22 protein-coding genes are annotated in these 24,606 nt (G+C 66.4%); 11 read left to right on the plus strand and 11 right to left on the minus strand.

All coding sequences use genetic code 11. The features are described 5' to 3' along the window. Positions 1–164 precede the first annotated feature (164 nt). From arsB to ACFSCU_RS11125, 8 genes are all read right to left on the minus strand, one after another. Complete coding sequence (gene arsB, locus ACFSCU_RS11090) at positions 165–1,229, minus strand: ACR3 family arsenite efflux transporter (protein WP_180551255.1); 1,065 nt, start codon at positions 1,227–1,229, stop codon at positions 165–167. A gap of 223 nt (positions 1,230–1,452) precedes the next feature. Then, positions 1,453–1,950: an arsenate reductase ArsC gene (locus ACFSCU_RS11095; protein WP_180551256.1), complete on the minus strand. Its 498-nt coding sequence runs from the start codon at positions 1,948–1,950 to the stop codon at positions 1,453–1,455. A gap of 164 nt (positions 1,951–2,114) precedes the next feature. Then, on the minus strand, positions 2,115–3,902 hold the full coding sequence (gene arsA / locus ACFSCU_RS11100) for an arsenical pump-driving ATPase (RefSeq protein ID WP_180551257.1): 1,788 nt from the start codon (positions 3,900–3,902) through the stop codon (positions 2,115–2,117). 33 nt (positions 3,903–3,935) lie between these two features. Further along, a complete protein-coding gene (arsD, locus tag ACFSCU_RS11105; protein ID WP_180551258.1) occupies positions 3,936–4,364 on the minus strand; it encodes an arsenite efflux transporter metallochaperone ArsD in 429 nt (142 codons plus the stop codon). 42 nt (positions 4,365–4,406) lie between these two features. Further along, entirely contained in the window at positions 4,407–4,775 is a 369-nt protein-coding gene (locus tag ACFSCU_RS11110) for an ArsR/SmtB family transcription factor (protein ID WP_180551259.1), read from the minus strand. A gap of 71 nt (positions 4,776–4,846) precedes the next feature. Then, positions 4,847–5,758 (minus strand): AEC family transporter, encoded by a 912-nt coding sequence (locus ACFSCU_RS11115; RefSeq protein WP_180551856.1) that lies wholly within the window; start codon positions 5,756–5,758, stop codon positions 4,847–4,849. Between the two features lie 497 nt (positions 5,759–6,255). Next, on the minus strand, positions 6,256–9,165 hold the full coding sequence (locus tag ACFSCU_RS11120) for a UvrD-helicase domain-containing protein (RefSeq protein WP_377560702.1): 2,910 nt from the start codon (positions 9,163–9,165) through the stop codon (positions 6,256–6,258). Positions 9,166–9,315: 150 nt separating this feature from the next. Next, positions 9,316–10,866, minus strand: coding sequence for an AbgT family transporter (locus tag ACFSCU_RS11125; protein ID WP_377560703.1), 1,551 nt, complete (start codon positions 10,864–10,866; stop codon positions 9,316–9,318). Between the two features lie 166 nt (positions 10,867–11,032). On the opposite strand from ACFSCU_RS11125, the gene ACFSCU_RS11130 reads away from it, so the two are divergent. The 4 genes from ACFSCU_RS11130 to ACFSCU_RS11145 all read left to right on the plus strand — a co-directional run bounded on the left by ACFSCU_RS11130 (position 11,033) and on the right by ACFSCU_RS11145 (position 15,828). Continuing rightward, positions 11,033–12,004 (plus strand): tripartite tricarboxylate transporter substrate binding protein BugE, encoded by a 972-nt coding sequence (locus ACFSCU_RS11130; protein ID WP_180551263.1) that lies wholly within the window; start codon positions 11,033–11,035, stop codon positions 12,002–12,004. A 230-nt stretch (positions 12,005–12,234) separates the two neighbouring features. Then, complete coding sequence (gene xerD / locus ACFSCU_RS11135) at positions 12,235–13,149, plus strand: site-specific tyrosine recombinase XerD (protein WP_308645880.1); 915 nt, start codon at positions 12,235–12,237, stop codon at positions 13,147–13,149. Between the two features lie 412 nt (positions 13,150–13,561). Beyond that, positions 13,562–14,548 carry a Bug family tripartite tricarboxylate transporter substrate binding protein gene (locus tag ACFSCU_RS11140; RefSeq protein WP_377560704.1) on the plus strand — a complete coding sequence of 329 codons (987 nt, stop codon included), beginning with the start codon at positions 13,562–13,564 and terminating at the stop codon, positions 14,546–14,548. A 77-nt stretch (positions 14,549–14,625) separates the two neighbouring features. Continuing rightward, complete coding sequence (locus ACFSCU_RS11145; RefSeq protein WP_333707200.1) at positions 14,626–15,828, plus strand: AAA family ATPase; 1,203 nt, start codon at positions 14,626–14,628, stop codon at positions 15,826–15,828. 171 nt (positions 15,829–15,999) lie between these two features. Here the strand turns inward: ACFSCU_RS11145 and ACFSCU_RS11150 are convergent, their stop codons facing one another. Then, on the minus strand, positions 16,000–16,488 hold the full coding sequence (locus ACFSCU_RS11150) for a cupin domain-containing protein (protein ID WP_180551265.1): 489 nt from the start codon (positions 16,486–16,488) through the stop codon (positions 16,000–16,002). Positions 16,489–16,587: 99 nt separating this feature from the next. Beyond that, positions 16,588–17,397 carry a ferritin-like domain-containing protein gene (locus ACFSCU_RS11155; RefSeq protein ID WP_377560705.1) on the minus strand — a complete coding sequence of 270 codons (810 nt, stop codon included), beginning with the start codon at positions 17,395–17,397 and terminating at the stop codon, positions 16,588–16,590. A gap of 48 nt (positions 17,398–17,445) precedes the next feature. On the opposite strand from ACFSCU_RS11155, the gene ACFSCU_RS11160 reads away from it, so the two are divergent. The 6 genes from ACFSCU_RS11160 to ACFSCU_RS11185 all read left to right on the plus strand — a co-directional run bounded on the left by ACFSCU_RS11160 (position 17,446) and on the right by ACFSCU_RS11185 (position 22,571). Then, complete coding sequence (locus tag ACFSCU_RS11160) at positions 17,446–17,967, plus strand: gamma carbonic anhydrase family protein (RefSeq protein WP_180551859.1); 522 nt, start codon at positions 17,446–17,448, stop codon at positions 17,965–17,967. Between the two features lie 150 nt (positions 17,968–18,117). Then, complete coding sequence (hslO, locus tag ACFSCU_RS11165) at positions 18,118–19,107, plus strand: Hsp33 family molecular chaperone HslO (protein WP_180551266.1); 990 nt, start codon at positions 18,118–18,120, stop codon at positions 19,105–19,107. Positions 19,108–19,225: 118 nt separating this feature from the next. Continuing rightward, positions 19,226–19,990 carry a tRNA (guanosine(37)-N1)-methyltransferase TrmD gene (trmD, locus tag ACFSCU_RS11170; RefSeq protein ID WP_180551860.1) on the plus strand — a complete coding sequence of 255 codons (765 nt, stop codon included), beginning with the start codon at positions 19,226–19,228 and terminating at the stop codon, positions 19,988–19,990. 110 nt (positions 19,991–20,100) lie between these two features. Then, complete coding sequence (gene rplS / locus ACFSCU_RS11175) at positions 20,101–20,496, plus strand: 50S ribosomal protein L19 (protein ID WP_180551267.1); 396 nt, start codon at positions 20,101–20,103, stop codon at positions 20,494–20,496. Positions 20,497–20,649: 153 nt separating this feature from the next. Further along, positions 20,650–21,393 carry an NUDIX hydrolase gene (locus ACFSCU_RS11180; RefSeq protein WP_180551268.1) on the plus strand — a complete coding sequence of 248 codons (744 nt, stop codon included), beginning with the start codon at positions 20,650–20,652 and terminating at the stop codon, positions 21,391–21,393. Between the two features lie 194 nt (positions 21,394–21,587). Next, positions 21,588–22,571, plus strand: a complete 984-nt coding sequence (locus ACFSCU_RS11185) for a CobD/CbiB family protein (RefSeq protein WP_180551269.1) — start codon at positions 21,588–21,590, stop codon at positions 22,569–22,571. A gap of 71 nt (positions 22,572–22,642) precedes the next feature. On the opposite strand, the gene ACFSCU_RS11190 is transcribed toward ACFSCU_RS11185, so the two are convergent. Beyond that, the gene (locus ACFSCU_RS11190) at positions 22,643–23,551 is read right to left on the minus strand and encodes a LysR family transcriptional regulator (protein ID WP_180551270.1); all 909 of its coding nucleotides are present in this window, start codon (positions 23,549–23,551) and stop codon (positions 22,643–22,645) included. Positions 23,552–23,654: 103 nt separating this feature from the next. On the opposite strand from ACFSCU_RS11190, the gene ACFSCU_RS11195 reads away from it, so the two are divergent. Then, positions 23,655–24,590, plus strand: coding sequence for a hydroxymethylglutaryl-CoA lyase (locus ACFSCU_RS11195; RefSeq protein ID WP_377560707.1), 936 nt, complete (start codon positions 23,655–23,657; stop codon positions 24,588–24,590). The last annotated feature ends 16 nt before the right edge of the window (positions 24,591–24,606 follow it).

Consider the following 24,606-nt stretch of genomic DNA (forward strand, 5'->3'; position numbering starts at 1 on the left):
CGCCCGGGGCGGCGCATCGGCGCTGCACTCATTCCATTTCAAATTCAATGCGTCAATCACCGTCATCCCGGCGAAGGCCGGGATCCATGTTTCTCCGCACACGCCGTCTGGATTCCGGCTTGCGCCGGAATCACGAGATATTGGACTTTGATCTGGAATTGGAATCAGGCTAAAGGGCCTTGCGGCCCGTGGCCCGTGGCCTGTGCCAGCCGTGCTGCTGGTGCCTGCTTGCCCCAGCGGTTGACCAGCGCCACCAGCGACAGCATCACCGGCACCTCGACCAGCACGCCCACCACGGTGGCCAGCGCCGCGCCCGAGTGCAGGCCGAACAGCGAAATGGCGACGGCCACCGCCAGCTCGAAGAAGTTCGAGGTGCCGATCAGGCAGGCCGGGCCGGCAATGTCGTGCGGCAGCTTCAGCAGGCGTGCGCCCACCCAGCTGAGCAAAAAGATGCCGTAGGTCTGCAGCAGCAGCGGCACGGCGATCATGGCGATGACCAGTGGCTTGTCCAGAATGGTCTGCGCCTGAAAGCCGAACAGCAGCACCACGGTGGCGATCAGCCCGGTGATGGACCAGGGCTTGAGCCGCGCCACGAAGTCGCCCACCGCCGTGGGCGAGCGCTGTTGCAATGCATGCCGCGTGAGCACGCCGGCCACCAGCGGCAGCACCACGTAGAGGATGGTCGAGAGCAGCAGCGTCTGCCACGGCACCGTCACGTCCGTCACGCCCAGCAGGAAGGCGGCAATGGGTGCAAAGGCGAAGATCATGATCAGGTCGTTCACCGACACCTGCACCAGCGTGTAGCTGGCGTCGCCCTTCACCAGCTGGCTCCAGACGAACACCATGGCGGTGCAAGGCGCAACGCCCAGCAGGATCATGCCGGCGATGTATTCGCTGGCCGATTGCGGATCGACCCAGGGCGCGAACACGACCTTGAAGAACAGCACGCCCAGCGCCGCCATGGTGAAGGGCTTGATGAGCCAGTTCACCACCAGCGTCAGCACCAGCCCGCGCGGCTTCTTGCCCACGTCCTTGATGGATGACCAGTCGATCTGGATCATCATCGGGTAGATCATCACCCAGATCAGCACCGCGACGATCAGGTTGACGTGCGCGATCTCGATGCCGGCGATGGTCTGGAAGAAGCCCGGCATGACCACGCCCAGCGCCACACCGGCGGCGATGCCCAGGGCGACCCACAGGGTCAGGTAGCGTTCGAAGAGTCCCATGATGTTTTCAAGTCAAATCAGGCTTTGGCGCAGGCGGGGTAAACGCGGGCAGCTATGAATAAAGGAGTTTTTTGTTCAGGGACGAGGTTGAGGTGCCCTGGCCGACCCCAGCAACCCGGCCCTGTGGGAGCGGCCTTGGCCGCGATGGGGCCTCGCCTTGACCGGGGACGCCGTATCGCGGGCAAGCCCGCTCCCACACAAGACAGAGGGGGACGCCGTGGCATCAACCCGCCTGGGCCAGTGCCCGCGCGCTGTCTTGCAGCATGGTCCTGGCCAGCTTCTCGGGTGGCAGGGCGATCAGCAGTTCCAGCCGGCGCTTGATGGCCAGCATGGTGTGGCGGAAGGCTTCGCGCTGCTGCTCGGGCGTGCCCTGCACGTCGGAGGGGTCGGGATAGCCCCAGTGCGCCGTCGCCGGTTGGCCGGGCCAGTAGGGGCAGGTTTCGCCGGCGGCGTTGTCGCACACGGTGATGACCAGGTCCATCTTCGGCGAGGCCTCGCCCGCGAAGTCGTCCCAGCTCTTGCTGCGCAGGCCGTCGGTGTCCACGCCGGCGTGCTTCAGCACTTCCAGCGCCAGCGGCTTGGGCGCCGTGCCGGGCTGGCTGCCGGCGCTGTAGGCCTTGAAGCGCGTGCCGCCGATGTGGTTGAGCAGCGCCTCGGCCAGGATGGAGCGGGCGGAGTTGTGGGTGCAGAGAAACAGCACGTTCAGGGGCTGGTGGGTCATGGGCTTGTCCGGTGGTGGGAAGGGTGGTTTTCAGGGCGGGATCTGGAGGTGTGTGGGAGCGGGCTTGCCCGCGATGGGCGGCGGGGTGCGGCGTGGCGCTGCATCGTGGGCAAGCCCGCTCCCAAAAGGGGGTCGGGGGCCAGGTTGGCGGCTGGGGGCATGGCTCAGCGCGCAGGTTCAGCGGCTTCGGTGGCTTGCGCGCCCGCCAGCGCACGCAGCCGCGCCACGCCCACCGGCTCGTCCTGCAGCAGTGGCACCAGCGCCCAGCGTTTCGCGTGCCGGGTGCGGATGGCCTCGACCTCCTTCAACTCGCCTTCGGCACGGCGGCGCAGCAGGGGCGAGGCAACGGGCGCGGCGGCCACGCTGTTGTTCACCACCCAGGCCCAGGGCTCGATGCCGGCGCGGCGCAGGTCGTCCTGCAGTTGCGCGGCTTCCAGCACGGGCGTGGTCTCGGCCAGGGTGACGATCAGCACCTTGGTGCGCGCCGGATCCTGCAACTGCATCATGGGCGTGGTGAAGTGGCTGCCGGCGGCCATCTGGCGCGCCACGTCGCGGTGGTAGGCGCCGGTGGCGTCCAGCAGCAACAGGGTGTGGCCGGTAGGCGCGGTGTCCATCACCACGAACTTCCGGCCCGCTTCGCGGATGGCGCGCGAGAAGGCCTGAAAGACGGCGATCTCCTCGGTGCAGGGCGAGCGCAGGTCTTCGGCCAGCAGAACGCGGCCGGCCCCGTCCAGCGCCGCGCCCTTGGTCGCCATGACGTGGGCGCGGTAGGCCTCGGTGGCGGCGTGGGGGTCGATGCGGCTGACTTCCAGGTGCTCCAGCTCACCGGCCAGCGTCTCGGCCAGGTGCGCCGCCGGGTCGGAGGTGGTCAGGTGCACGGGCAGGCCGCGCGTGGCCAGCTCCACCGCCACGGCGGCGGCCAGCGTGGTCTTGCCGACGCCGCCCTTGCCCATCAGCATCACCAGGCCATGGCCCTGAGCGGCAATTTCGTCAACCAGCGCGGAGAGCGTGGGCGCGTCGGGCAGGGCGATGTGGGGCTCGCCGGCGTCGGGCGTGGCACCGCGCGCCTCGGGCTGCAGCAGCGCGCGCAGCGCATCCAGCCCGACCAGGTTGAAGGCTTTCAGCGCGATGTGGTCGGTGGGCAGTGCCGCCAGCGCGGGCGGCAGGTGCGCCAGCGCCGCCAGTTCGCGCCGCACCACGGCGGCGGCCAGCGGATCGTGCGCGGCCTCGCTTTCGGGCAGCAGGCCGTTGATGACGAGGTGCTGGCGCGTCAGGCCGATGGCGGCCAGCTCCTCGTGCGTGCGCGCGGCCTCGCGCAGCGTGGCACCCTGGCCGCGCGCCACCAGTACCAGGCGGGTGCGGGCGCCGTCCTGCAAGGCTTCGACGGCGGCCTTGTACTGGGCGCGCTGCTTGTCCAGCCCGGCCAGCGGGCCGAGGCACGAGGCATCGCCCTGGCCGGCCTCCAGAAAGCCGCTCCACGCGCCCGGCAGGCTGAGCAGGCGGATGGTGTGGCCGGTGGGCGCGGTGTCGAAGAGGACATGGTCGAACCCGCGCGTGGCTGCGTCATCGGCCAGCAGACCGGTGAATTCGTCGAAGGCGGCGATCTCGGTGGTGCAGGCGCCGGAGAGTTGTTCTTCGATGCCCTTCACCACGTTGTCCGGCAGCACGCCGCGCACCGGGCCGACGATGCGGTCGCGGTAGGCCTGCGCCGCTGCCTGCGGGTCGATTTCCATGGCGCTCAGGTTGGGCACGGCAGGCACGGCGACGATGCGGTTGCCGATGGCGAGGCCGAACACCTGGCCGACGTTGGAGGCCGGATCGGTGCTGACCAGCAGCACCTGTTTGCCCGCGTCGGCCAGTTGCACGGCGGCGGCGCAGGCGATGGAGGTCTTGCCGACGCCGCCCTTGCCGGTGAAGAACAGGAAGCGCGGGGGTTGCTGAAGGAAGTTCATGGTCGGGCGCGGTGAAGACTGAAAGCTATCGAATCAGCAGCACTTGCCGCTTGTCGGCTGGGCGCTGGCGGCCGATTCGGCCTTGGGCGCGCAGCAGCCTGCAGCGGCCGGCGTCGCGCTCGGCCCGCAGCAGCCCGCGGCCTGCGGCGCATCCAGCTTCAGCCCCGCCCAGCGCGCCAGTTCGGCCCGCTGCGGGTAACGGCCGGCCAGCGCCACTTCGCCATCCACCAGCACCAGCGGCAGGGCCTCGGCGCCCGAACGCTGCAGAAAGCCTTTCACCGTGGCGTTGTTCGCGAACTCCAGCGGCTGCTGCGACAGGTTGAAGCGCGTGATCTGCGCGCCTTGCCCGGTGGCCCAGGCGGCGTCGGCGGCAAAGCTCACCAGCGCCTGGTCCACATCAGTGCCGCACACGCCGCTGGCGCAGCACAGGGCGGGGTCGAAGATCTGGATGGCTGTGGTCATTTTGATACTCCAATACAAGTTGAAATGAATGCGCAAAAAAAGTCATGCTCCCGTCGCATCGGCCAGCGCGGCGCGCCGGGCGGGCGCGCACGACGAGGCCGTTGGCAGGTCGCCGCACAGTTCGGGGTGCCCGGCGCAGCACTCTTCGGTGAGGTAGGCGATGAGGTCGAGCATCAGCGGCATGTTGGCGCGGTAGCGCTGATAGCGGCCTTCCTGCTCGACCGACAGCAATCCGGATTGCGTGAGCGCCTTGAGGTGGAAGGACAGGTTGCTGGGCGCCAGCTCCAGCGCCGTGGCGATCTCGCCCGCCACCAGGCCTTCCGGCCCCTGGCGCACCAGCAGGCGGAAGATGTCGAGCCGGATGCCCGAAGACAGCGATTCGAGCGTGAGCAGGGCGGCCGCGCGTTCCATGGGTTGATATTACAACCACTCTTGAAATGATGCAATGCGGCGCCAACCCGCTGCGCGTGCCGCGCCGGTCGTCACCAGCGCCCCAGCACCGCCAGCGCCAACGGCAGGCTGGCCACGCCCAGCGCGGTGGACAGCGTGACCAGCCCCGCCACATACGGCCCGTTGTAGCCCATGCGCGCGGCCAGCACGTAGCAGCTCGATGCTGTGGGCAGCGCGGCGAAGGTGAGCAGGATGGTGGTCTCGGCCGCGCCCAGGCGGAAGGCGCGCGCCAGCAGCCAGGCGATGACGGGCGACAGCAGGTGCCGGATGGTCAGCACGCTCGCGCCCAGCAGCTTGCCGCGCGCCAGGCTCTGGAACTGCATGCCCGCGCCGGCGGCCATCAGCCCCAGCGCGATCGAGGCCGCGCCGATGCGCGTGACCGTGGGCGCCAGGAATTCGGGGATCGAAAAGCCCAGCAGATTGGCCACCAGCCCCGACGCGGTGGCGATGATGAGCGGGTTGCGCACGATCTCGCCCATGAAGCCGCGCTGCGCGTGCCGCGTCATCGGCCACACGGCGCCCACGTTGAACAGTGGCACGCACACGCCGATCAGCACCGCGATCAGCTGCAGGCCTTGCGCACCCAGCAGCCGCTCGGCCAGCGCCAGGCCGATGAAGGAGTTGAAGCGGAAGGCGACCTGCGCGCTGGCCGCGTGGTCGCGCCGGTCGATCCAGCGGCCCAGCAGCGGCACATGGGGCAGCGCATACGCCAGCGCGATGCCGGTGATGCCCAGCGCCAGGCCGGCGCCCATCAGGCCCGAGGCGGCCTGCAGATCCAGCGGCGTGCGCACGATGGACTGGAACAGCAGCACCGGGAACAGGAAGTAATACACCAGCCCCTCCACCACCTGCCACACCGGCCGGTTGAGCGCCGTGTGCCGGCACAGCAGGTAGCCGATGACGATCAGCGAGAAATCGGGGAAGAGAAGCTGGGCGTAGTACACGCGGGTGACGGGCTGGCTGGGCCGCGGGTGCGGCGAGGAAAGGCGCGCTGCGCCCGGGCGCGGCGATTATGGGGGATGGCAAGGTCTGGCGCGGGCGGGAGGCGGGCCGTTAAGCGCGGTTTCATACGGGTTTGGCGTTCAAGGCAAAGACCAATGACCGCGCCTGGCGCCGCATGACGAATGACCAAGGCGCCATTTGTCATTGAAGCGCAGCGAAGTCATTCGTCATTCGTCATTTCTTGAAAGCGGGTTCGTATCAACGCCCCGGCCGGCCAAAACAGGCGATAGCCATTTGGCGCCACACGGCAGTTTGAAAAAAATAGCTGCTTGCGCCCGTTATTCAGGCGCTGAAGGCGTTTTTGACCATGCAAAAAACAGGCAAGGTCCCCCCTTTATCTTGCTTGAACCCGCACCGGGGCCGCCCGCGGGCGCCCCGTGCCGATCTCTACAGGTTTAGCCATTAACACTCCTTACCTAGACAATCGTGACTGCGCGACTCATGCAACGTCGTCCGCCGCTTGAACAGATGCCAAGTTATCAAGCGTACAAACCCAAGTTCCAGCATCAACGACGAATCTCGCCACAACGCCTTCCGACTCATCCAATATCCGAACTTCAATGCCATCAGCCGCACTGGCCCAGACTTCCCCTTGTACTCGCGAAATATCAAAGCCATTGGCCTGAAAACCCTTGGTCCATCCGGTAGAGCCGGTACTCTGCCACTGATAGCCTGACGCCTTAAGTTGATCTTTAATCGCGAATGTAGGTGAAATTCCCCGTCCTTCTTGATTTCCTACTTGGACCAACAACCTCATTGACTTGCTCTTCACCGCTGGAAATTCACTCCAGTCGATCTTAGCCAACCTCATGGTTTTAGCTACTTCCTCAATAAATGGAGAGTAGCTTTGACGCTCCGTGACGATGAATAATTTATCGATTGCACGAGTCAACGCGACATAGAACAGACGACGCTCCTCTTTTGCAATCCTATCCGGGCTATCTCCCAATATTCTTGAAAATGCCCAATCTGGATGAATTAATGGATAACTGCGAGCCACAGCATCCATAACGATGACAACGGGTTTCTCGAGCCCCTTATATTTGTGCGAAGTCGAGATCGAAATACCTTCAGCGAGGCCTTTAGAAAAAAATGAGCGGACAAGCTCAAGATAGCCAGACAATCCTTTGCCCCCTTGCCCATGTTCTCGAAAATTTATAAACCACGGCATTCCATTTCTTCGACAGAGCAGGACTACCTCCTTACCTTCTGCAAGCGCTTTACTGACAATCCGAGACGCGATTGGCGTAATCACATCTCCTGGATGCCGCTGCTTTTCAATCAGAGCAGGTTCAAACTGAGCGACATCGACCAAGAAAACAGATCCGGCATCTTTCGAGTTTGCAACGGCAGGTTTTCCGTGTCCGCGCATCAACGCATTGCCAACGTCGACGATAGATCTAAACGATCGATAGTTGGTAGAAATATGCAGTTTTCTAGATTTTCCGATCCACCTCTCAAAATCGGAAAAGAAACGCAAATCCGATCCTGCGAATCCGTTTATTGCCTGCCAGTCATCACCAACACAAAAAAGTTGAACCCCAGGATTTTCTTTTCGAATAGATTGCAGGAGTCGATAGAACAGATCTGAGAAGTCTTGAAATTCATCAACAAATACGTAACAGATTTTTCGCAAATCGCCGCTACCGGTTTTCCTCTCAAACCTTGTTCGACCAGACGAAACAGCGCTCGCGGCACGTTGCAGGAGTCCATCGAAGTCCTCTTCGCCCGTTGACACAAGACGGTCTAGGTAAGCAGCGTATAAATCATGAACCAGATCGAGAAACATGCTTTCGACTGGTGAAAGCGGCTTGTATGCGTCTATCAGTGAGCCTAGGTCTTGCGGCGAAAGAGACTGCTTTCTGCATCTTCCAACAAACCCGACTGCTGCATTGGTAAATCGATCAATCGCTCGGTCTCGGACTCGCAACCAAATCTCATCTTCACTTAATCGGTTAAAGACCAAACCTTGCTCTCGTAATGCCCCTCTTAATTGATCAATGAACCCTTCAACCCCATTTATACGAAAATCTGCAGGAGAAAACTCAATAAGATCCCAGTCCGGCTTCGAGCGCCAGTACCTGCGTTTGTCACTAGACATCTCATCATAATCAGGATCGCCCGCTAAGCCGAAATATTCAATAATGACGCCACTTTTTGGCGTCTTAAATATTGTGAAGTCAGGTCGATAGTTAACCTCTCCCCACCAATGATTTCTCTCATATTTATAGGCAATATCGTGTTCAAAAAGAAAGTCCGCGATCACCTTTTCGCCATATGACTTAACGTAATCTCCACCAATACTCTCTCGCGGCAGGGAGCGTCGATATTTTAGAAGCTCTTCTTTTGTCTGATCGTAACGACCGGCAACGATCCGATCCCAGTCCTCCCTGAAGTGAGCGAGCATTAGCTCTCGAATGCGGCCTTTGAATTCCGCATCTTGCAGGAAGTCATCAATAACCTGCTGAAATGCCTTGCTAAGCCCCTGTGACTCACCCTCGGCACCGTTGTAAAGCAAACTTTCTTCCGGATGAACAATGGCATAAGCCAGAGCATGAAACGTCATCACATACGGCAACGCCACTTGAAGTGTCTTGGCCACCGCATCGACAGCTTCAGCTTCCATCTCCCCCCAGTCCACTCGACGTCCTGCTTGAACTCTTTTCCCACGCTTCTCGATTTCTTCCTTGATAGAAATTTCTGCCCTAGGCTCTAGGAGTAGCAAAATTCGGCGCCGAATCTCATTAGCAGCTTTCCTGTTAAATGCAAGCAACAGCATGGTGCTTGGGGCCACACGGCAGTGCTTCATCATGAAATACGCGCGAATAACGAGCGTCGCGGTTTTGCCGCTACCTGCACGAGCAATTACCTGCACGTGTCCATTTACGGCAGCAATCGCATGGAGTTGCTCTGCATCAGGCAGTTGCTGTGATCCGGCGTTTGACTTAGGTAGGTTGTCTTTCAGCCACGATCTAACAAAGACAATCTTCTCTTCCTCATACTCTTTGCGCCCAATATAGTTAGATGGCTCCCCCTCATACACTTCATCAGCATTGACAAAGTCGTATTGAAAAGCATCCCTAATTGCTGCGATCGCTACTTTATATCGTTTCTCAATTTCATCACTTGGGAAGAGCTTCCAGCTTTTTTCAAGCTTTCCAGGGAGAAGGCACAAACCATCCTTGTCAGTGAAGTTCACTGTTCCTGATGGAAAATCCACTTGAAGGAATCCTTCCCATCCTGAGCGCAGGACTCCACTTCCGTACGCTTCATGGAGCACGATATCGCCAACAACCATTTGGCGGTCAATTCTTTCGAGAAGCGATAGTTTGTGGTCTGCACGCAGCATTTTTTTCAAACGATTTACGTTTATGCTTATCTGTAAACTCTAGGAGCGAGTAAAGAAACCCTGAGATTCCAACCCGGTGAAACGCACATGCATTCCATGCCCACGCCACAACGGCATAGGTTTCTCCGCACCGGGGTCGAAGATCGCCGCTCAGCCGCCCACGGGCGTGTTCAGGTAGATCGGGCCGCCGGGGCCGACCGGCCAGCCGAGCCAGAACCACACCAGCAGGAAGATCGTCCAGCACACGCCGATGGCGATGGAGTAGGGCAGCAGCGCGGCGATCAGCGTGCCGATGCCCATCTTCTTGTCGTACTTCTGCGCCAGCCCCAGCACCAGCGGAAAGTACGGCAGCATCGGCGTGATGGGGTTGGTGATGGAATCGCCCACGCGGTAGATCATCTGCGTGAACGCCGGGTGAAAGCCCAGCAGCATCATCATGGGCACGAAGATCGGCGCCAGGATGGCCCACTTGGCCGAGGCGCTGCCGATGAAGATGTTGACGATGGACGACAGGATGACCACGCCGACGATCAGCACCATGCCGTGCTGGTTCTGCAGCAGTTCGGCGCCCTTCACCGCGATGATGGTGCCCAGGTTGCTCCAGTTGAAGAAGGCCAGCATCTGCGCGGCGAAGAACACGATGACGATGAAGCCGCCCATCGACGCCATCGAACTGGTCATCATCCCCGCCAGGTCGCCGCCGCTCCTGATCTTGCCGGCCACCAGGCCGTACACCAGCCCCGGCACGAAGAAGAACAGCGTGATGATCAGGCCGATGCCGTTCATCAGTGGCGAATCCTGGATCAGGCTGCCGGTGGTGGCGTTGCGCAGCAGGCCGTTGGACGGAGTGCTGAGCGCCAGCAGCACGCCCACCACCGCCAGCAGCGACCAGTTGGCCGCGCGCAGCGCCTTGATCTCCTGCGGCGTCAGCGCGGCCTGCTCTTGCGACACGAACTCGGGGTTGTCGTAACGCCCCAGGCGCGGGATGCCCACTCGCGTGGCCACCACCCACACCACGGCCGTCAGCATGAAGGTGGAGGCGGCGACGAAGTAGTAGTTCATCGCCGTGTTGGTCTCCACGCTCGGATCCACCAGCGCCGCCGCCGGTGCGGTGAAGGCCAGCACCAGCGCGTCCGACATGCCCAGGATCAGGTTGGCCGCAAAGCCCCCCAGCGCCGCCGCATAGGCCATGGCCACGCCGGCCACCGGGTGCAGCCCCAGCCGCAGGAACACCATGGCGGCCAGCGGCGGCAGCACGATGGGCGCGGCGTCGCCGGCCACGTTGCCCAGGATGGCCACGAAGATGATCACCGGAATGATGAAAGCCTGCGGCGCGCGTTCGATCACACGGCGCATGGCCACTTCGAAGTAGCCCGTCTTCTCGGCCACGCCGATGCCCAGCATCACCACCAGCACCAGGCCCAGCGCCGGGAAGGCGCCGAAGTTCTTCACCGCCTCCGACAGGATGCGGCGCAGCCCGTCGGCGCTGAGCAGGTTGACCGCAGCCACCGTCTTGCCCGTGGCCGGGTTGGTGACCGACACGCCCGCCGCCGCCGCCAGCCACGAGGCGATCAATACCAGCGCGCAGATGGCGATGAAGATCATCACCGGATCGGGCAGCTTGTTGCCGATCTTCTCGACGCCGTCGAGAAAGCGGTCCACCAGGGTGCGGCGCGGTGCCGGGGCGGTTGGAGTGGTCATGAAAGCTCTCTTCTTGTTGATTCGATGGCCCACGCGGGCTAGGGAAAATCCCCGTCGCTCCAGGTCGTGAACCGACGTTGGATGTGTGTATTCTTGTTGATTCACCACCTCAGCCGCTTTGCACGGAATCAAGAGGTTCATTCAATTTCTCAGGAGTTTTGCCCTTATGCAACGTCGCCACGTGATCGCATTGGCTGCCGCCGTCGCCAGCCTGACAGCCGGCACCGCCTTTGCCCAGGCCTATCCCAACAAGCCGATTCGCCTGATCGTGCCCTTTGCTGCCGGCGGCACCACCGACATCATCGCGCGCGTGATCTCCGAGCCGCTGGGCAAGGCCCTGGGCCAGCCCGTGGTGGTCGACAACAAGGGCGGCGCCGGCGGCGTCATCGGTGCGCAGGAGGCCGCGCGCGCCGCGCCGGACGGCTACACCATCAGCATGGCCACGGTGTCCACCACCGCGGCCAACCCGGCCATCAACCCCAAGACCGGCTACGACCCGGTGGCCGACTTCGTGCCCATCATCAACATCGCCGCCACGCCCAACCTGATCGCGGTGCACCCCAGCTTTGCCGCCAAGGACCACAAGGCCCTGGTCGAGCTGCTGAAAAGCCAGCCGGGCAAGTTCAGCTACGCCTCGTCGGGCACCGGCGGCATCGGCCACCTGCAGACCGAGCTGTGGAAAAGCCTGACCGGCGTGTTCGTCACCCACATCCCCTACCGCGGCGCCGGCCCGGCGCTGAACGACGTGGTGGCCGGCCAGGTGCCGATCATCTTCGACAACGTGCCCTCGTCGCTGCCCTTCATCAAGAGCGGCAAGCTGGTGCCCGTGGTGGTGGCCGCGCCCGAGCGCCTGAAGGACCTGCCCAACACCCCCACCTTCAAGGAGGTGGGCCTGGAGCCGGTGAACCGCATGGCCTACTACGGCCTGCTGGCCTCCAAGGGCACGCCCAAGGAGATCGTCGACCGGCTCAACGCCGCCACCCGCAAGGTGCTGGAAGACCCGGCGGTGAAGAAGCGCATCGAGGACACCGGCTCCTTCGTCATCGCCAACACGCCCGAGCAGTTCGCCCAGCAGATCAAGGACGAACTGGCCGTGTACAAGCAGGTCGTGACCAAGCAGAAGCTCACGCTGCAATAAGCCAACCCGGTTGACCACCATCACCCGCCGCGGGCCATGCCCCGGCGGGTTTTTTTGTGCTTGCTATGAACAGAGGAGCTGTCAGCGCTTGCCAGCCGGGCGCTGGCGGCTGATCGGGGCCTTGTGGGAGCGGGCTTGCCCGCGATGGCAACGCCGCCGATGTTCACAGCCCCCATCGCGGGCAAGCCCGCTCCCACAGTGCCGTACGTGCCTTTGGTATCGTCCCCCGCGTGACCGCCCCTCCGCCCGCCGCCGACCCGACCATCGACGCCTTCACCGACGCCCTGTGGCTGGAGGACGGCCTGTCGAAGAACACGCTGGAGGCCTACCGGCGAGACCTGCGGCTGTACGCCGAATGGCTGGCCGCCGAGCACGGCGCCACGCTGCCGCAGACGCGCGAGCAGCACCTGAACGGCTACATGGCCGCCCGCGCGCGTGGCAAGGCCACATCGGCCAACCGGCGCCTGACCGTGTTCAAGCGCTACTTCCGCTGGGCGCTGCGCGAGCGCCTGATCGACGCCGACCCGACGCTGAAACTGCTGACCGCCAAACAACCCTTGCGCGTGCCCAAGACGCTGAGCGAGGCGCAGGTCGAGGCGCTGCTGAACGCGCCCGACACCGACACGCCCCTGGGCCTGCGCGACCGCACCATGCTGGAGCTGATGTACGCCAGCGGCCTGCGTGTGAGCGAGCTGACCACGCTCAAGACCTTCAACGTCGCCTTCAACGAAGGCGTGCTGCGCGTGATGGGCAAAGGCAGCAAGGAGCGCCTGGTGCCCTTCGGCGAAGAGGCGGGCGACTGGCTGCAGCGCTATGTTTCTGAAAGCCGACCGGCCCTGCTGGGCCCGCGCCAGACCGATGATCTGTTCGTCACCAGCGCCGGCCGCACGCCCGGCACGGCGATGTCGCGCGTGATGTTCTGGGGCCTCGTCAAGCGCTACGCGCTGCAGGCCGGCGTGACCGCGCCGCTGTCGCCCCACACGCTGCGTCACGCCTTCGCCACGCACCTGCTCAACCACGGCGCCGACCTGCGCGCCGTGCAGATGCTGCTGGGCCACGCCGACATCAGCACCACCACCATCTACACCCACATCGCGCGCGAGCGGCTGAAGGATTTGCACGCGCAGCACCATCCGCGCGGTTGAGAGTCTTTTTGGGCTGCAGGCCCTTGTGCAGCAAGCGCTGACAGCTATCGATATCGAAGTATCCACGGGCTTGTGGGAGCGGCCGTGGCCGCGATGGCTGAGCCGGATCAAGCGACGCGCTGCCATCGCGGCCAAGGCCGCTCCCACAAAGGCCGGCATAGCGTCGACGGCTGAGATTTCACGATCATGGATGCAAAAAATAGGGAGTATGTGATATTGAATACCGTGAATAGGGCGCTAGTGGATTGCGTTATGGGGAGTATGTGGCCCATGCCCTGATGCGGGCGCGGGCTTGCCCGCGATGACCGCTGCCCGTGGCCGACGCGCGCCACGCGGCCCAGGCTTCCCCCAGCCCCCGGCATCCGGCCGCCCACCGCCGGGCCGCGCCACCCGCTGTCGCACAATCGCCGCCATGAACTCCACCACCTTCATCGCCAACCGCCGCGCGGCCTTGGCCACCCTCGCCGCGCTCGCCGCATCACCCGCCGCCTTCGCCCAGCCCTGGCCCGCCAAACCCGTCAAGATCACCGTCGCCTACCCGCCGGGCGGCGTGGCCGACAGCGTGGCCCGCCTGCTGGCCGACCGCCTGGCGCCCGTGCTGGGCCAGAGCGTGGTGGTCGACAACAAGGCCGGCGCCAGCGGCAGCATCGGCTTGGACGCCGTGGCCAAGGCCGCGCCCGATGGCCACAGCCTGGGCTTTGCGGCCATCAGCCCGCTGGTGCTCAACCCGCACCTGGGCAAGTCGCCGTTCGACCCGGTCAAGGACATCGTGCCGGTGGTCAGCGTCATCGCCTCGCCCGTGCTGCTGCTGGGCACCTCGGCGCTGGCGGCCAGGGATTTCAAGGCGCTGATCGACGCCGCCAAGGCCAGGCCCGGCGCCGTGCGCTGGGCGACGTCCGGCCCCGCCTCGCTCGGCCACATCGTGCTGGAGCAGGTGAAGGCCGGCACCGGCGCCGACATCACCCACATCCCCTACAAGGGCGGCGGCCAGCAGATCAACGATGCGCTGGGCGGCCAGTTCGAGGTGCTGAGCGTGAACGCCGGCCCGGCCGTGATGGGCCGCATCAAGGCCGGCAAGCTCACGTCGCTGGCCGTGGGCTCGCCCGCGCGGCTGGAGCAGTTGCCGAACGTGCCCACGCTGGCCGAGCTGGGCCTGCCGGCGGCCAACGTGGCCTCGGTGTTCGGCCTGTTCGCGCCTGCCGGCACGCCGGTTGCCGTGATAGAGCGCCTCAACGCCGAGGTCAACAAACTGCTGAAGGACAAGGACGTGCTGGCCAAGATCGACGCCGCCGACAACCTGCCCACCGGCGGCAGCGCGGCCGACTTCGGCAAGTTCATCGCCAACGAATCGGCCAACAACGCGCGCATCATCAAGGCGGCGGGCATCACGGCGGGTTGAGTTTGATTTCATATTGATAGCTGGTGGCGCTTACCCATAAAGTGCTGCAGCCCGATTTGACCTAGAAAAAGGCATTCATGAACGGCACCGGCCTGCTCTCCCAACCCGCCCTGCAGGCCGCGCTGCTGGCCGCCGCAGGCGCGTTGGCGTATTGGCTGAAGGACGTGCCGGGCCTGGTCGTCAGTTGGGCCAGGCGCTTCTTCATCAGCACGCTCACCGTCGATTCGCGCGACGAGTTCCTGTTCAGCGCGCTGGTCGAGTACATGGACACGCACCCCAGGCTGCGCGGCGTCAACCAGTTCACCGCGCGCAGCGTGCGGCGCGGCACGGCCTACCAGAGCCTGGACGACGACCTGCGCAACGGCCAGCCGCCGCGCGCCTACCTGTCGCCCGGCGAGGGCCTGCACATCCTGCGGCTGGATGGGCGCTGGTTGTGGATCCGGCGCGACGTGCAGGTGGCGCAGGCCGTGTTCGAGAAGATCAGCCTGTCTCAGTTCGGCCGCTCGCCCGCGCGCCTGCAGGCCTTTCTGCAGGCCGCGATCGACACCCGCGCCGCGCGCGAGACCGACACGCTCTCGGTCTACATCCCCAACCCGTTCCACGGTGGCGACTGGATGCGCGCGCGCCTCGGCTCGCGGCGGCCGCTGGCGTCGGTGGTGCTGAAAGCCGGGCAGGGCGAGGCGCTGCTGGCCGACCTGGAACGCTTCTTCGACAGCCGCGAGCGCTATGCGCAACTGGGCATTCCGTGGCGGCGCGGCTACCTGCTGTACGGCCCGCCCGGCACCGGCAAGACCTCGCTGGTCACCGCGCTGGCGAGCGAGCTGCACCTGAACGTGTGCACCCTCAGCCTGGCCAGCCCCATCGTCACCGACGAGAAGATCCACACGCTGCTGGCCTCGGTGCCGCAGCGCTCGCTGCTGCTGATCGAGGACGTCGACGCCTTCTTCCGCGAACGCGACGCCGCGCACGCGCAGGTCAAGCTGTCGTTCAGCGGCTTCCTCAACGCGCTCGACGGCGTGGCCACGCAGGAGGGCACGGTGCTGTTCATGACGACCAACCACGTCGAGCGGCTCGACCCGGCGCTCATTCGCGCCGGCCGCATCGACGAGCGGGTGGAACTGGGCTATGCGGACGAAGAGCAGTTGCGGCGGCTGTACCGCAAGTTCCACGACGACGCGGCGGCGGCGGAAGCCTTCGCGCGCGAGAAGGCGGGGCAGAACCTGGCGCCGGCGGCGGTGCAGGGCGAGTTGATGCGGCGGTTCGGGGCCACGCCCCCGTGAGCCCGTGCCAGTGCGCCGTGGTTGTGCATACTCCCTTCAATGCAGTCCGATAGCGCCTTGTATTCAAGCCATCGAGATATATACCCCCTCATTTTGAGAAAATGAGGTCCAGAAAAAAGCCGCCGCATGGCCCGTGCTGCGGCGGCTTCTGCTCAGGCGTGAGGGGCTGGCTTACCCGTGCCTGTCCGGCCGCGTCTGCGGCGGCTGCACCGACCAAGCTGGCGGCTCGTCGCCACCGCTTTCCTCGTCCTTCTCGGCATCGTCGAACGTGCCATGCACCTTGCCCGCGGCGTGGTGCACCGGCGCATAGATGGCGTACAGGCGCAGCGGCTCGCTGCCGGTGTTGACGACGTCGTGCCAGGTGCCGGCGGGCACGGTGATGCACCAGCCGTCTTCCACGGCCTGCTCGAAATTCAGCTGGTCCTTGGCCGGGCCCATCTTGCACACGCCCCGGCCGGCGTCGATGCGCAGGAACTGGTCGGTGTCGGGGTGCGTCTCGAGGCCGATCGACTGGCCGGGCTCGATGGACATCAGCGTGACCTGCAGGTACTTGCCGCTCCAGGCCACGGTGCGGTAGTTGGCGTTGTCCTTGGTGGCGTTTTCGATGTCGAAGGCGTTCGGCTTGGGGCCGATGTCAGTGACGACGGGTTTCTGGCTCATGCGGGGCTCCGTTGGCGGGGTGAGAAGAATGCCGGTGCAGGGCACCGGCGGCCAGCGGTCATCTTAGCCGCTGGTGGCGCTGGTGGGGCATGAGGGTGGTCAAGAGGCCGCGGGTTCGGTCAGCGCGGCGAGTTCTTCAGCGCTGAAGCCCGCCTGCTGCCGCGCCGCGGTGTTGAACGGCCCCTTGAGCCGCGGCGCGCCGTACTGCCGCACCAGCGCGCGGTAGTGCGCCACCGGCTCCAGGCTTTGCCGTTCGCACAGCCAGCCGTACCAGCGGTTGCCGATGGCGACGTGGCCGATCTCGTCGCGCAGGATGACGTCGAGGATGTCGCAGGCGGCCAGCGCGTCGGGCGTGCCGACGGCGCGCAGCTTGTTCTGGATGAGCGGCGTGGCGTCGAGGCCGCGCGCCTCCAGCGTGCGGGGCACCAGCGCCATGCGGGCGGTGATGTCATCCTTCGTCTTTTCGCACATGGCCCACAGGCCGTCGTGCGCGGGGAAGTCGCCATACGCGTGGCCCAGCTGCATGCGCAGGTGCTCGTGCAGCAGCTTGAAGTGATACGCCTCTTCGATGGCCACGCGCAGCCAGTCGCGGTAGAAATCCTCGGGCATGTCGGCAAAGCGGCAGATCGCGTCGAGCGCCAGGTTGATGGCGTTGAACTCGATGTGGCAGATGGCGTGGATGAGCGCCGCGCGGCCTTCGGGCGTGTGCACGCTGCGCTGGGGCACCTTGGCGGGGTCGATCAGTGCGGGCCGGGCGGGGCGGCCGGGCAGGGCGGCAGGCTCTGGCAGCAGCGACTCGGGAGCTATCGAAAGCGCAGCTGCCTGCGCTTTGAGGGCGGCGACTTGGGCCAGTTTCTGTTCAAGATCGGCTTCGCAAAGGGCTTGAAGGGCAAGGGGGCGCAGGTCCATTCGTAGAATTCTATGAACCCCAACCCGAACAACCCAGGAGACGAAGCGATGGCGGTGTATGAAGTGGACGGCATGACGCCGCAGGTGGACGCGACGGCGTGGATTGCCGATTCGGCCCAGGTGATGGGCAACGTGACGATCGGCCCCGATGCCAGCGTGTGGTTCGGCTGCGTGCTGCGCGGCGACACCGAGAGCATGTCGATCGGCGAGGGCAGCAACATCCAGGACCTGACGGTGATGCACGCCGACCTTGGCCTGCCGCTGACCATCGGCAAGCACGTGACGGTGGGGCACAAGGTGATGCTGCACGGTTGCACCATCGGCGACGAGTCGCTGATCGGCATCGGCGCGGTGGTGCTGAACGGCGCCAGGATCGGCAAGAACTGCCTGGTGGGCGCGGGCTCGCTGGTGACGGAGGGCAAGGAGTTCCCGGACGGCAGCATGATCATGGGCACACCGGCCAAGGTGGTGCGCCAGCTCACGCCCGAGCAGATCGAGGGCCTGCGCCAGAGCGCGCAGCACTACATCGACAACGCGCGCAAGTTCCGCGCGACGCTGAAGAAGCTGTAAATCGGCTGGTAGTCCCGTTTTTTGGTGTGGGAGCGGGCTTGCCCGCGATGGGGCGCCAGCCCAACGCGAGGCGCTGTCATCGCGGGCAAGCCCGCTCCCACAGCTTGCACGCCCGGTTGACAAACCCGGGCCTGCCCCAAAATACCCCGGATGTCCGAACTGCACAAATTCATCTTCGACGGCCTGCCGGTGCGCGGCCAACTGGTGCGCCTGACCGACGCCTGGCAAGAGGTGCTGCGCCGCCGCGCCGCCAACACCCAGACCGGCGCCTACCCGCCGCCGGTGGCCGAGATGCTGGGCGAGATGACCGCCGCCGCGGTGCTGATGCAGAGCAACATCAAGTTCGACGGCGCGCTGATCATGCAGATCTTCGGCGACGGCCCGGTGAAGGTGGCCGTGGCCGAGGTGCAGCCCGACATGCGGCTGCGTGCCACGGCCTCCATCGTCGGCGCCGTGCCGCCCGGCGCGCGCCTGCCGGAGATGGTGAACGCGCACGGCCAGGGCCGCTGCGCCATCACGCTCGACCCCAAGAACCGCCAGGATGGCCAGCAGCCCTACCAGGGCGTGGTGCCGCTGGCCGACGAAGGCGGCGCGCCGCTGATGGACCTGGCCGCCGTGGTGGAGCACTACATGCGCCAGTCCGAGCAGCTCGACACCACGCTGGTGCTGGCCGCCGACGAGCAGGTGGCCGCCGGCCTGTTGATCCAGCGGCTGCCGGTGCAGGGGCAGGACAACCTGTCGCAAAGCAGCGTGGCGCGCGAAGACGATGCCGGCGAAGCGGCCGAGGACGACTACCAGCGCATCGCCATCCTGGCCAAGAGCCTGAAGCGCGAGGAACTGCTGGGCCTGGACGCCGACACCATCCTGCGCCGCCTGTTCTGGGAAGAGAACCTGATGCGCTTCGAGCCGCAGGCCGGCGCCAGCGGGCCGCGCTTTGCCTGCTCGTGCAGCCGCGAGCGCGTGGCCGCCATGCTGAAGGGGCTGGGCCAGCAAGAGGCCGACTCGATCATTGCCGAGCAGGGCCAGATCGAGGTGAGCTGCGACTTCTGCGGCCAGCAGGAGCGCTTCGACGCGGTGGACGTGGGGCGCCTGTTCACGCCCGCCGCGCAGCAATCGCCTCAGCCGGGATCGGTTCAATAGAGGGGGAGTATATGGTCTCAGCGCTTGCTGATCGGGCGCTGGCGGCCATATGTAGGGGGAGTATGTGATAAACAGCCCTGAATCCGAGAGCACGCCAGCGGCGCCCGCCCGCGCGCCGCTGCGCTTCGACGTGCTGACGCTGTTCCCCGAGCTGTTCGCACCCTTCGTCGAGGCCGGCATCACCCGCCGCGCCTATGCCAGCGGCCAGATCGTGCTGAAGCTGTGGAACCCGCGCGATTACGCGGAAGGCAACTACCGCCGCGTCGACGACCGCCCCTTCGGCGGCGGCCCCGGCATGGTGATGCTGGCCGAGCCGCTGGCGCGTTGCCTGGCGGCGGTGCAGGCCGACCGCGCTGACAACGACCCGGGGCCGGTGGTGCTGTTCTCGCCCATCGGCCAGCCGCTGAACCACGCCGCCGTCGAACACTGGTCGGCGGGGCAGGGCGCCATCCTGATCTGCGGCCGCTATGAGGGCATCGACCAGCGCTTCATCGATGCCCACGTCACGCACCAGATCAGCCTGGGCGATTTCGTGCTCTCGGGCGGCGAGATCGCTGCGCTGGCGCTGCTGGATGCCGTGGCGCGCCTGCAGCCCGGCGTGCTGAACGACGAGGGCAGCCACCTTGAAGACAGCTTCAACCCCGCCGTCGACGGCCTGCTGGACTGCCCGCACTACACCCGCCCGGAAGAATGGCAAGGCCAGCGCGTGCCGCCCGAGCTGCTGAGCGGCCACCACGCGCAGATCGAGCGCTGGCGGCGCGACCAGCGCCTGGCGCTCACCGCGCGCCAGCGGCCCGAGCTGATCGCCGCCGCCCGCGCTGCCGGGCGCCTGAACCGCGCCGACGAGGCCGTGCTGGCCAAGGCTGGCGCCGCCGGGCTATAATCAAAGGCTTTTCGATCCTCTGCCGGCCGCGGCCCAGAACAAGGTCTTGAACGGGTTTCAAGGCTGCCGCCCCTAGCGTAGCGCGCGCATGATCGAGAGATGAGGAAACCATGAACCTGATCGAACAGCTCGAAAAAGAAGAAATCGAGCGCCTGGGCAAGAACGTGCCCGAATTCGCCCCTGGCGACACCGTCATCGTCAGCGTCAACGTCGTCGAAGGCAGCCGCAAGCGCGTGCAGGCCTATGAAGGCGTGGTGATCGCCAAGCGCAACCGTGGCCTCAACAGCGGCTTCACCGTGCGCAAGATCTCCAGCGGCGAAGGCGTGGAGCGCACCTTCCAGACCTACAGCCCGCTGATCGCCAAGATCGAGGTCAAGCGCCGCGGCGACGTGCGCCGTGCCAAGCTGTACTACCTGCGCGGCCTGTCGGGCAAGAAGGCCCGCATCAAGGAAAAGCTGCCCGGCCGCGTGGCCAAGCAGATCGGCGAAGCCGCTGCTGCCGAGTAAGCCCGGCGCGCCGGCGGCCCTGGGGCCGCCAGCCCGGCCCAAAAAACCGCCTGCGGCCCTTTCCCCAGGCGGTTTTTTCATGGCCCGGCGCGTGTTGCCCGGCCGTTTGCGCACAATAAGCCCGGTTGCGGCCACCCACGGCCTTCGCGCTTCATGAACACCCAGACCCTGTTGTCCCAGTTGCCCAACTTCAACCCGCGCGACGTGCCGGTGACGGGCATCGACACGCACCTGCCCGCCGTGCCGACCGAGCGCCTGACGCCCGACGCGCTGCGCCGGCGCTTCGTGCACCCGCCGGCCTGGCAGCCCGAGCTGCGCGAGGAGCCGCGCTTTGCCGACCGCGCGCCGGCCGCCGCCGCCGTGCTGGTGCCGCTGGTGAACCGGCCGTCGGGCCTGTCGGTGCTGCTGACCGAGCGCTCGCACAAGCTGTCGACGCACTCCGGGCAGGTGGCGTTTCCGGGCGGGCGGGTGGACCCGGAAGACGTGGACGTGGTCGACGCCGCGCTGCGCGAGGCGCAGGAAGAGGTGGACCTGCCGCGCGGCCACGTCGACGTGATCGGCCAGCTGCCGGTGTACGTGACGGGCACGCAGTTCATCATCACGCCCGTGGTGGCGGTGGTGCGGCCGGGCTTCGTGCTGCACCCCAACCCCGACGAGGTGGCGCACGCGTTCGAGGTGCCGCTGTCCTTTCTGATGAACCCGGCGCACCACCGCCGCCACCGGCTCGAATGGCAGGGCCACGTGCGCGAGTGGTACTCGATGCCCTACGTCGAGCGCGTGCGTGTCGAGCCCGGCACCGGCGAATCGCCGCCCACGCCCGACAGCGAGATCGAGCGCTACATCTGGGGCGCCACGGCGGGCATGTTGCGCAACTTCTACAGGTTCCTCTCGGCGTGACCACGCGCCGCGGGGCGGCGCGGGGCACGCTGGCTATCATGAAGGCCGACATGACGCACACGGCTTTCGCATCTTCATGAGCTGCGCCCATCCCCTGGCCACGCCAGCCAACGCCGTGACCTCGACGCGCGCTGGCGGCTGGCGTTGCCCTCCCTTGCGGGAAGAGGCCGCGCAGCGGCTTGGGGGCGCCTGACATGGCTTTCTTTGCCATAGCGCTCGCCCTGCTGCTCGAGCAGGTGCGCCCGCTGGCCGAGGACCACCCGGCGGTGCAGAGCCTGCGCCGCTGGCTGCGCCTGGTGGGCCGCAACGTCGACGCGGGCGGGCTGCAGCACGGCTGGCTGGCCTGGGCGCTGGCGGTGGGCGTGCCCACGCTGGGCGTGATCGCCGTGCACGGGTTGCTGAACTGGCTGGGCGGCTGGCCGCTGGTGCTGCTGTGGAGCGTGGCGGTGCTGTACCTCACGCTGGGGTTCCGCCAGTTCAGCCACCACTTCACCGGCATCCGCGACGCGCTGGAAGCGGGCGACGAGGAGCGTGCCCGCACCCTGCTGGCGCGCTGGCAGCAGGTGGACGCCAGCAGCGTGCCGCGCAGCGAGATCGTGCGCCACGTGATCGAGGTGTCGGTGCTGGCCGCGCACCGCCACGTGTTCGGCGTGCTGGTGTGGTACTGCATCGGCGCCATGCTGGGCCTGGGGCCGGCGGGCGCGGTGTTCTACCGCAATGCCGAGTACGGCGCGCGCTACTGGCGCCGCAAGTCCGAGGCGGCCGACCACCCCACCAGCCCCGCGCTGCGCGCCGTGGCCGACGCCGCCTGGCACGCCATCGACTGGCTGCCGGCGCGCGCCACGGCGCTGGGCTTTGCCATCGTCGGCAGCTTCGAGGACGCCATCGACGTGTGGCGCAACCACGCCATGCGCTTTGCCGACGGCAACGACGGCGTGATCCTGGCCGCCACGGCCGGTGCCATCGGCGTGCGGCTGGGCGGCGCGTCGCTGCGGCCGCTGTCGGCCGATGCCGTGGGCCAGCCGCTGTCGGCGCCCGGCGCCGCGGCCGGCGAGGGCCTGCCGGGCGTGGCTGCCCGCACCGCGCACTTGACCCAGGTGGTGGGGCTGGTGTGGCGCACGGTGGCGCTGTGGCTGCTGCTGCTGGTGCTGCTGACGCTGGCGCGCGTGCTGGCCTGATGGCCGGTTCTTGGGGTCAAATCGGGCTTCAGCGCCCGTCCATAAAGCGCGAGCAGCTATGTTAATAATAGCTATCCAGCGGCCTTGGCCGCCGCCACCAGATGCTCCACCAGCAGCCGCGCCGCCGGCGTCAGCGCCTCGGGGTCGCGGCAGGCGATGGCAAAGCGCCGCTGCGCCCAGGCGTCGGTGAGCGGGGTCACGCGCAGCTCGAAGGCCTCGGCATACGGTGCCGACAGCTCGGCCGGCAGGATGGCGATGGCCAGGCGCGAGCGCACCACGCGCAGCGCGGCGTCGAAGGTGGCGGCCACCACGCGGTAGCGGATCGGCTGCCCGGCCAGCGCGGCGGCGCGCTGCAGCATCACCTGCACCGCGCTTTCGGGCGGCAGGCTGACCTGTTCGTAGGGCAGGGTGTCGGCCAGCGCCAGGCGTTTGCGGCGCGCCAGTGCGTGGCCGGGCGGCATCACCACGGCCAGCCGGTCGCCGCGCCAGGGCCAGTGGTGCAGGCCGCGCAGGTCGGCGGCGTCCCAGCAGATGCCGAGCGACGCGCTGCCTTCGCGCACCGCGCGCAGCACCTGGGTGCTCACGGCCTCCTCCATGTCGATGCGGATGTGCTGGTGGCCGGGCGCCTTCAGAAAGGCCGCCACGTCGTCGGCCAGCGATTCGGCGATGGCCGACTGCGTGGCCAGCACGCGCACGTGGCCGCGCACGCCCGCCGCGTAGCCGGCCATGTCGCGTTCGATCTGCGCCGCGCGGGCGAGCAGGGCGCGCGCGTGCTCCAGCAGTGTTTCGCCGGCGGGCGTGGGCGCCACGCCGTGGCGGCGGCGCACCAGCAGCGGCGTGCCCACGGTGTCTTCCAGCGCCGCCAGCCGCTTGCTGATGGCCGAGCCGACGATGGCCTGCTGCTCGGCCGCGCGGGCGATGTTGCGCGCTTCGCAGACCGCAACGAACAGGCGCAGTGATGTGAGGTCGAGGTCGCGCATGGTGTGATGTTCCAGATCGGAACTTTAAGGCTTCCAGAATAGATTTTGTGATTGATCAGGGAATACCTAGACTCTGCGCAAACCAGAAGATGAAGGAGACACCATGAGCGCCTCCACGCTCCCCGCCCGCGCCGTGATCCGCGAAGTCGGCCTGCGCGACGGCCTGCAGGCCATTGCCCGCACGCTGCCGACCGAGCAGAAGAAAGCCTGGCTGCACGGTGCGCACGCCGCCGGCCAGCGCGAGATCGAGGTCGGCTCCTTCGTGCCGGCCAAATACCTGCCGCAGCTGGCCGACACGACCGAGCTGGTGGCCTACGGCAAGACGCTGCCCGGCCTGTTCGTGTCGGTGCTGGTGCCCAACCTGCGCGGGGCCGAGGCGGCCATCGCCGCGCAGGCCGACCTGATGCTGCTGCCGCTGTCGGCCAGCCACGCGCACAGCCTGGCCAACCTGCGCAAGACACCCGACGAGGTGGTGGCCGAGGTGGCGCGCATCCGCGCCGCGCGCGATGCGGCGGGCTCGAAGACGCTGCTGGAAGGCGGCATGAGCACGGCCTTCGGCTGCACCATCCAGGGCGAGGTGAAGCACAGCGAAGTGCTGCGCCTGCTGCAGGCCCTGCTCGATGCCGGCTGCGACCGCGTGAGCCTGGCCGACACCGTGGGCTATGCCGACCCGGCGGCGGTGGCGCGCCTGTTCGAGGCCGCGCGCAAGCTGGCGGGCGACAGGCTGTGGGCCGCGCACTTCCACGACACGCGCGGGCTGGGCCTGGCCAACGTGTACGCCGCGCTGCAGACCGGCATCACGCGCTTCGACGCCTGCCTGGCCGGCATCGGCGGCTGCCCGCACGCGCCGGGCGCCAGCGGCAACGTCAGCACCGAAGACCTGGCCTGGATGCTGCGCAGCATGGGCATCGACACGGGCCTGGACATCGACGCGCTGCTGGCGCTGCGCCAGCAGGTGGCCGGCTGGCTGCAGGGCGAGGCGCTGCACGGCACGCTGTGGCGCGCGGGTTTGCCCAAGACATTGCAGGCGCATCAATAAAGATAGCTGCTTGCGC

The sequence above is a fragment of the Ottowia beijingensis genome (assembly GCF_042680925.1).
GTDB lineage: Bacteria > Pseudomonadota > Gammaproteobacteria > Burkholderiales > Burkholderiaceae_C > Ottowia > Ottowia beijingensis.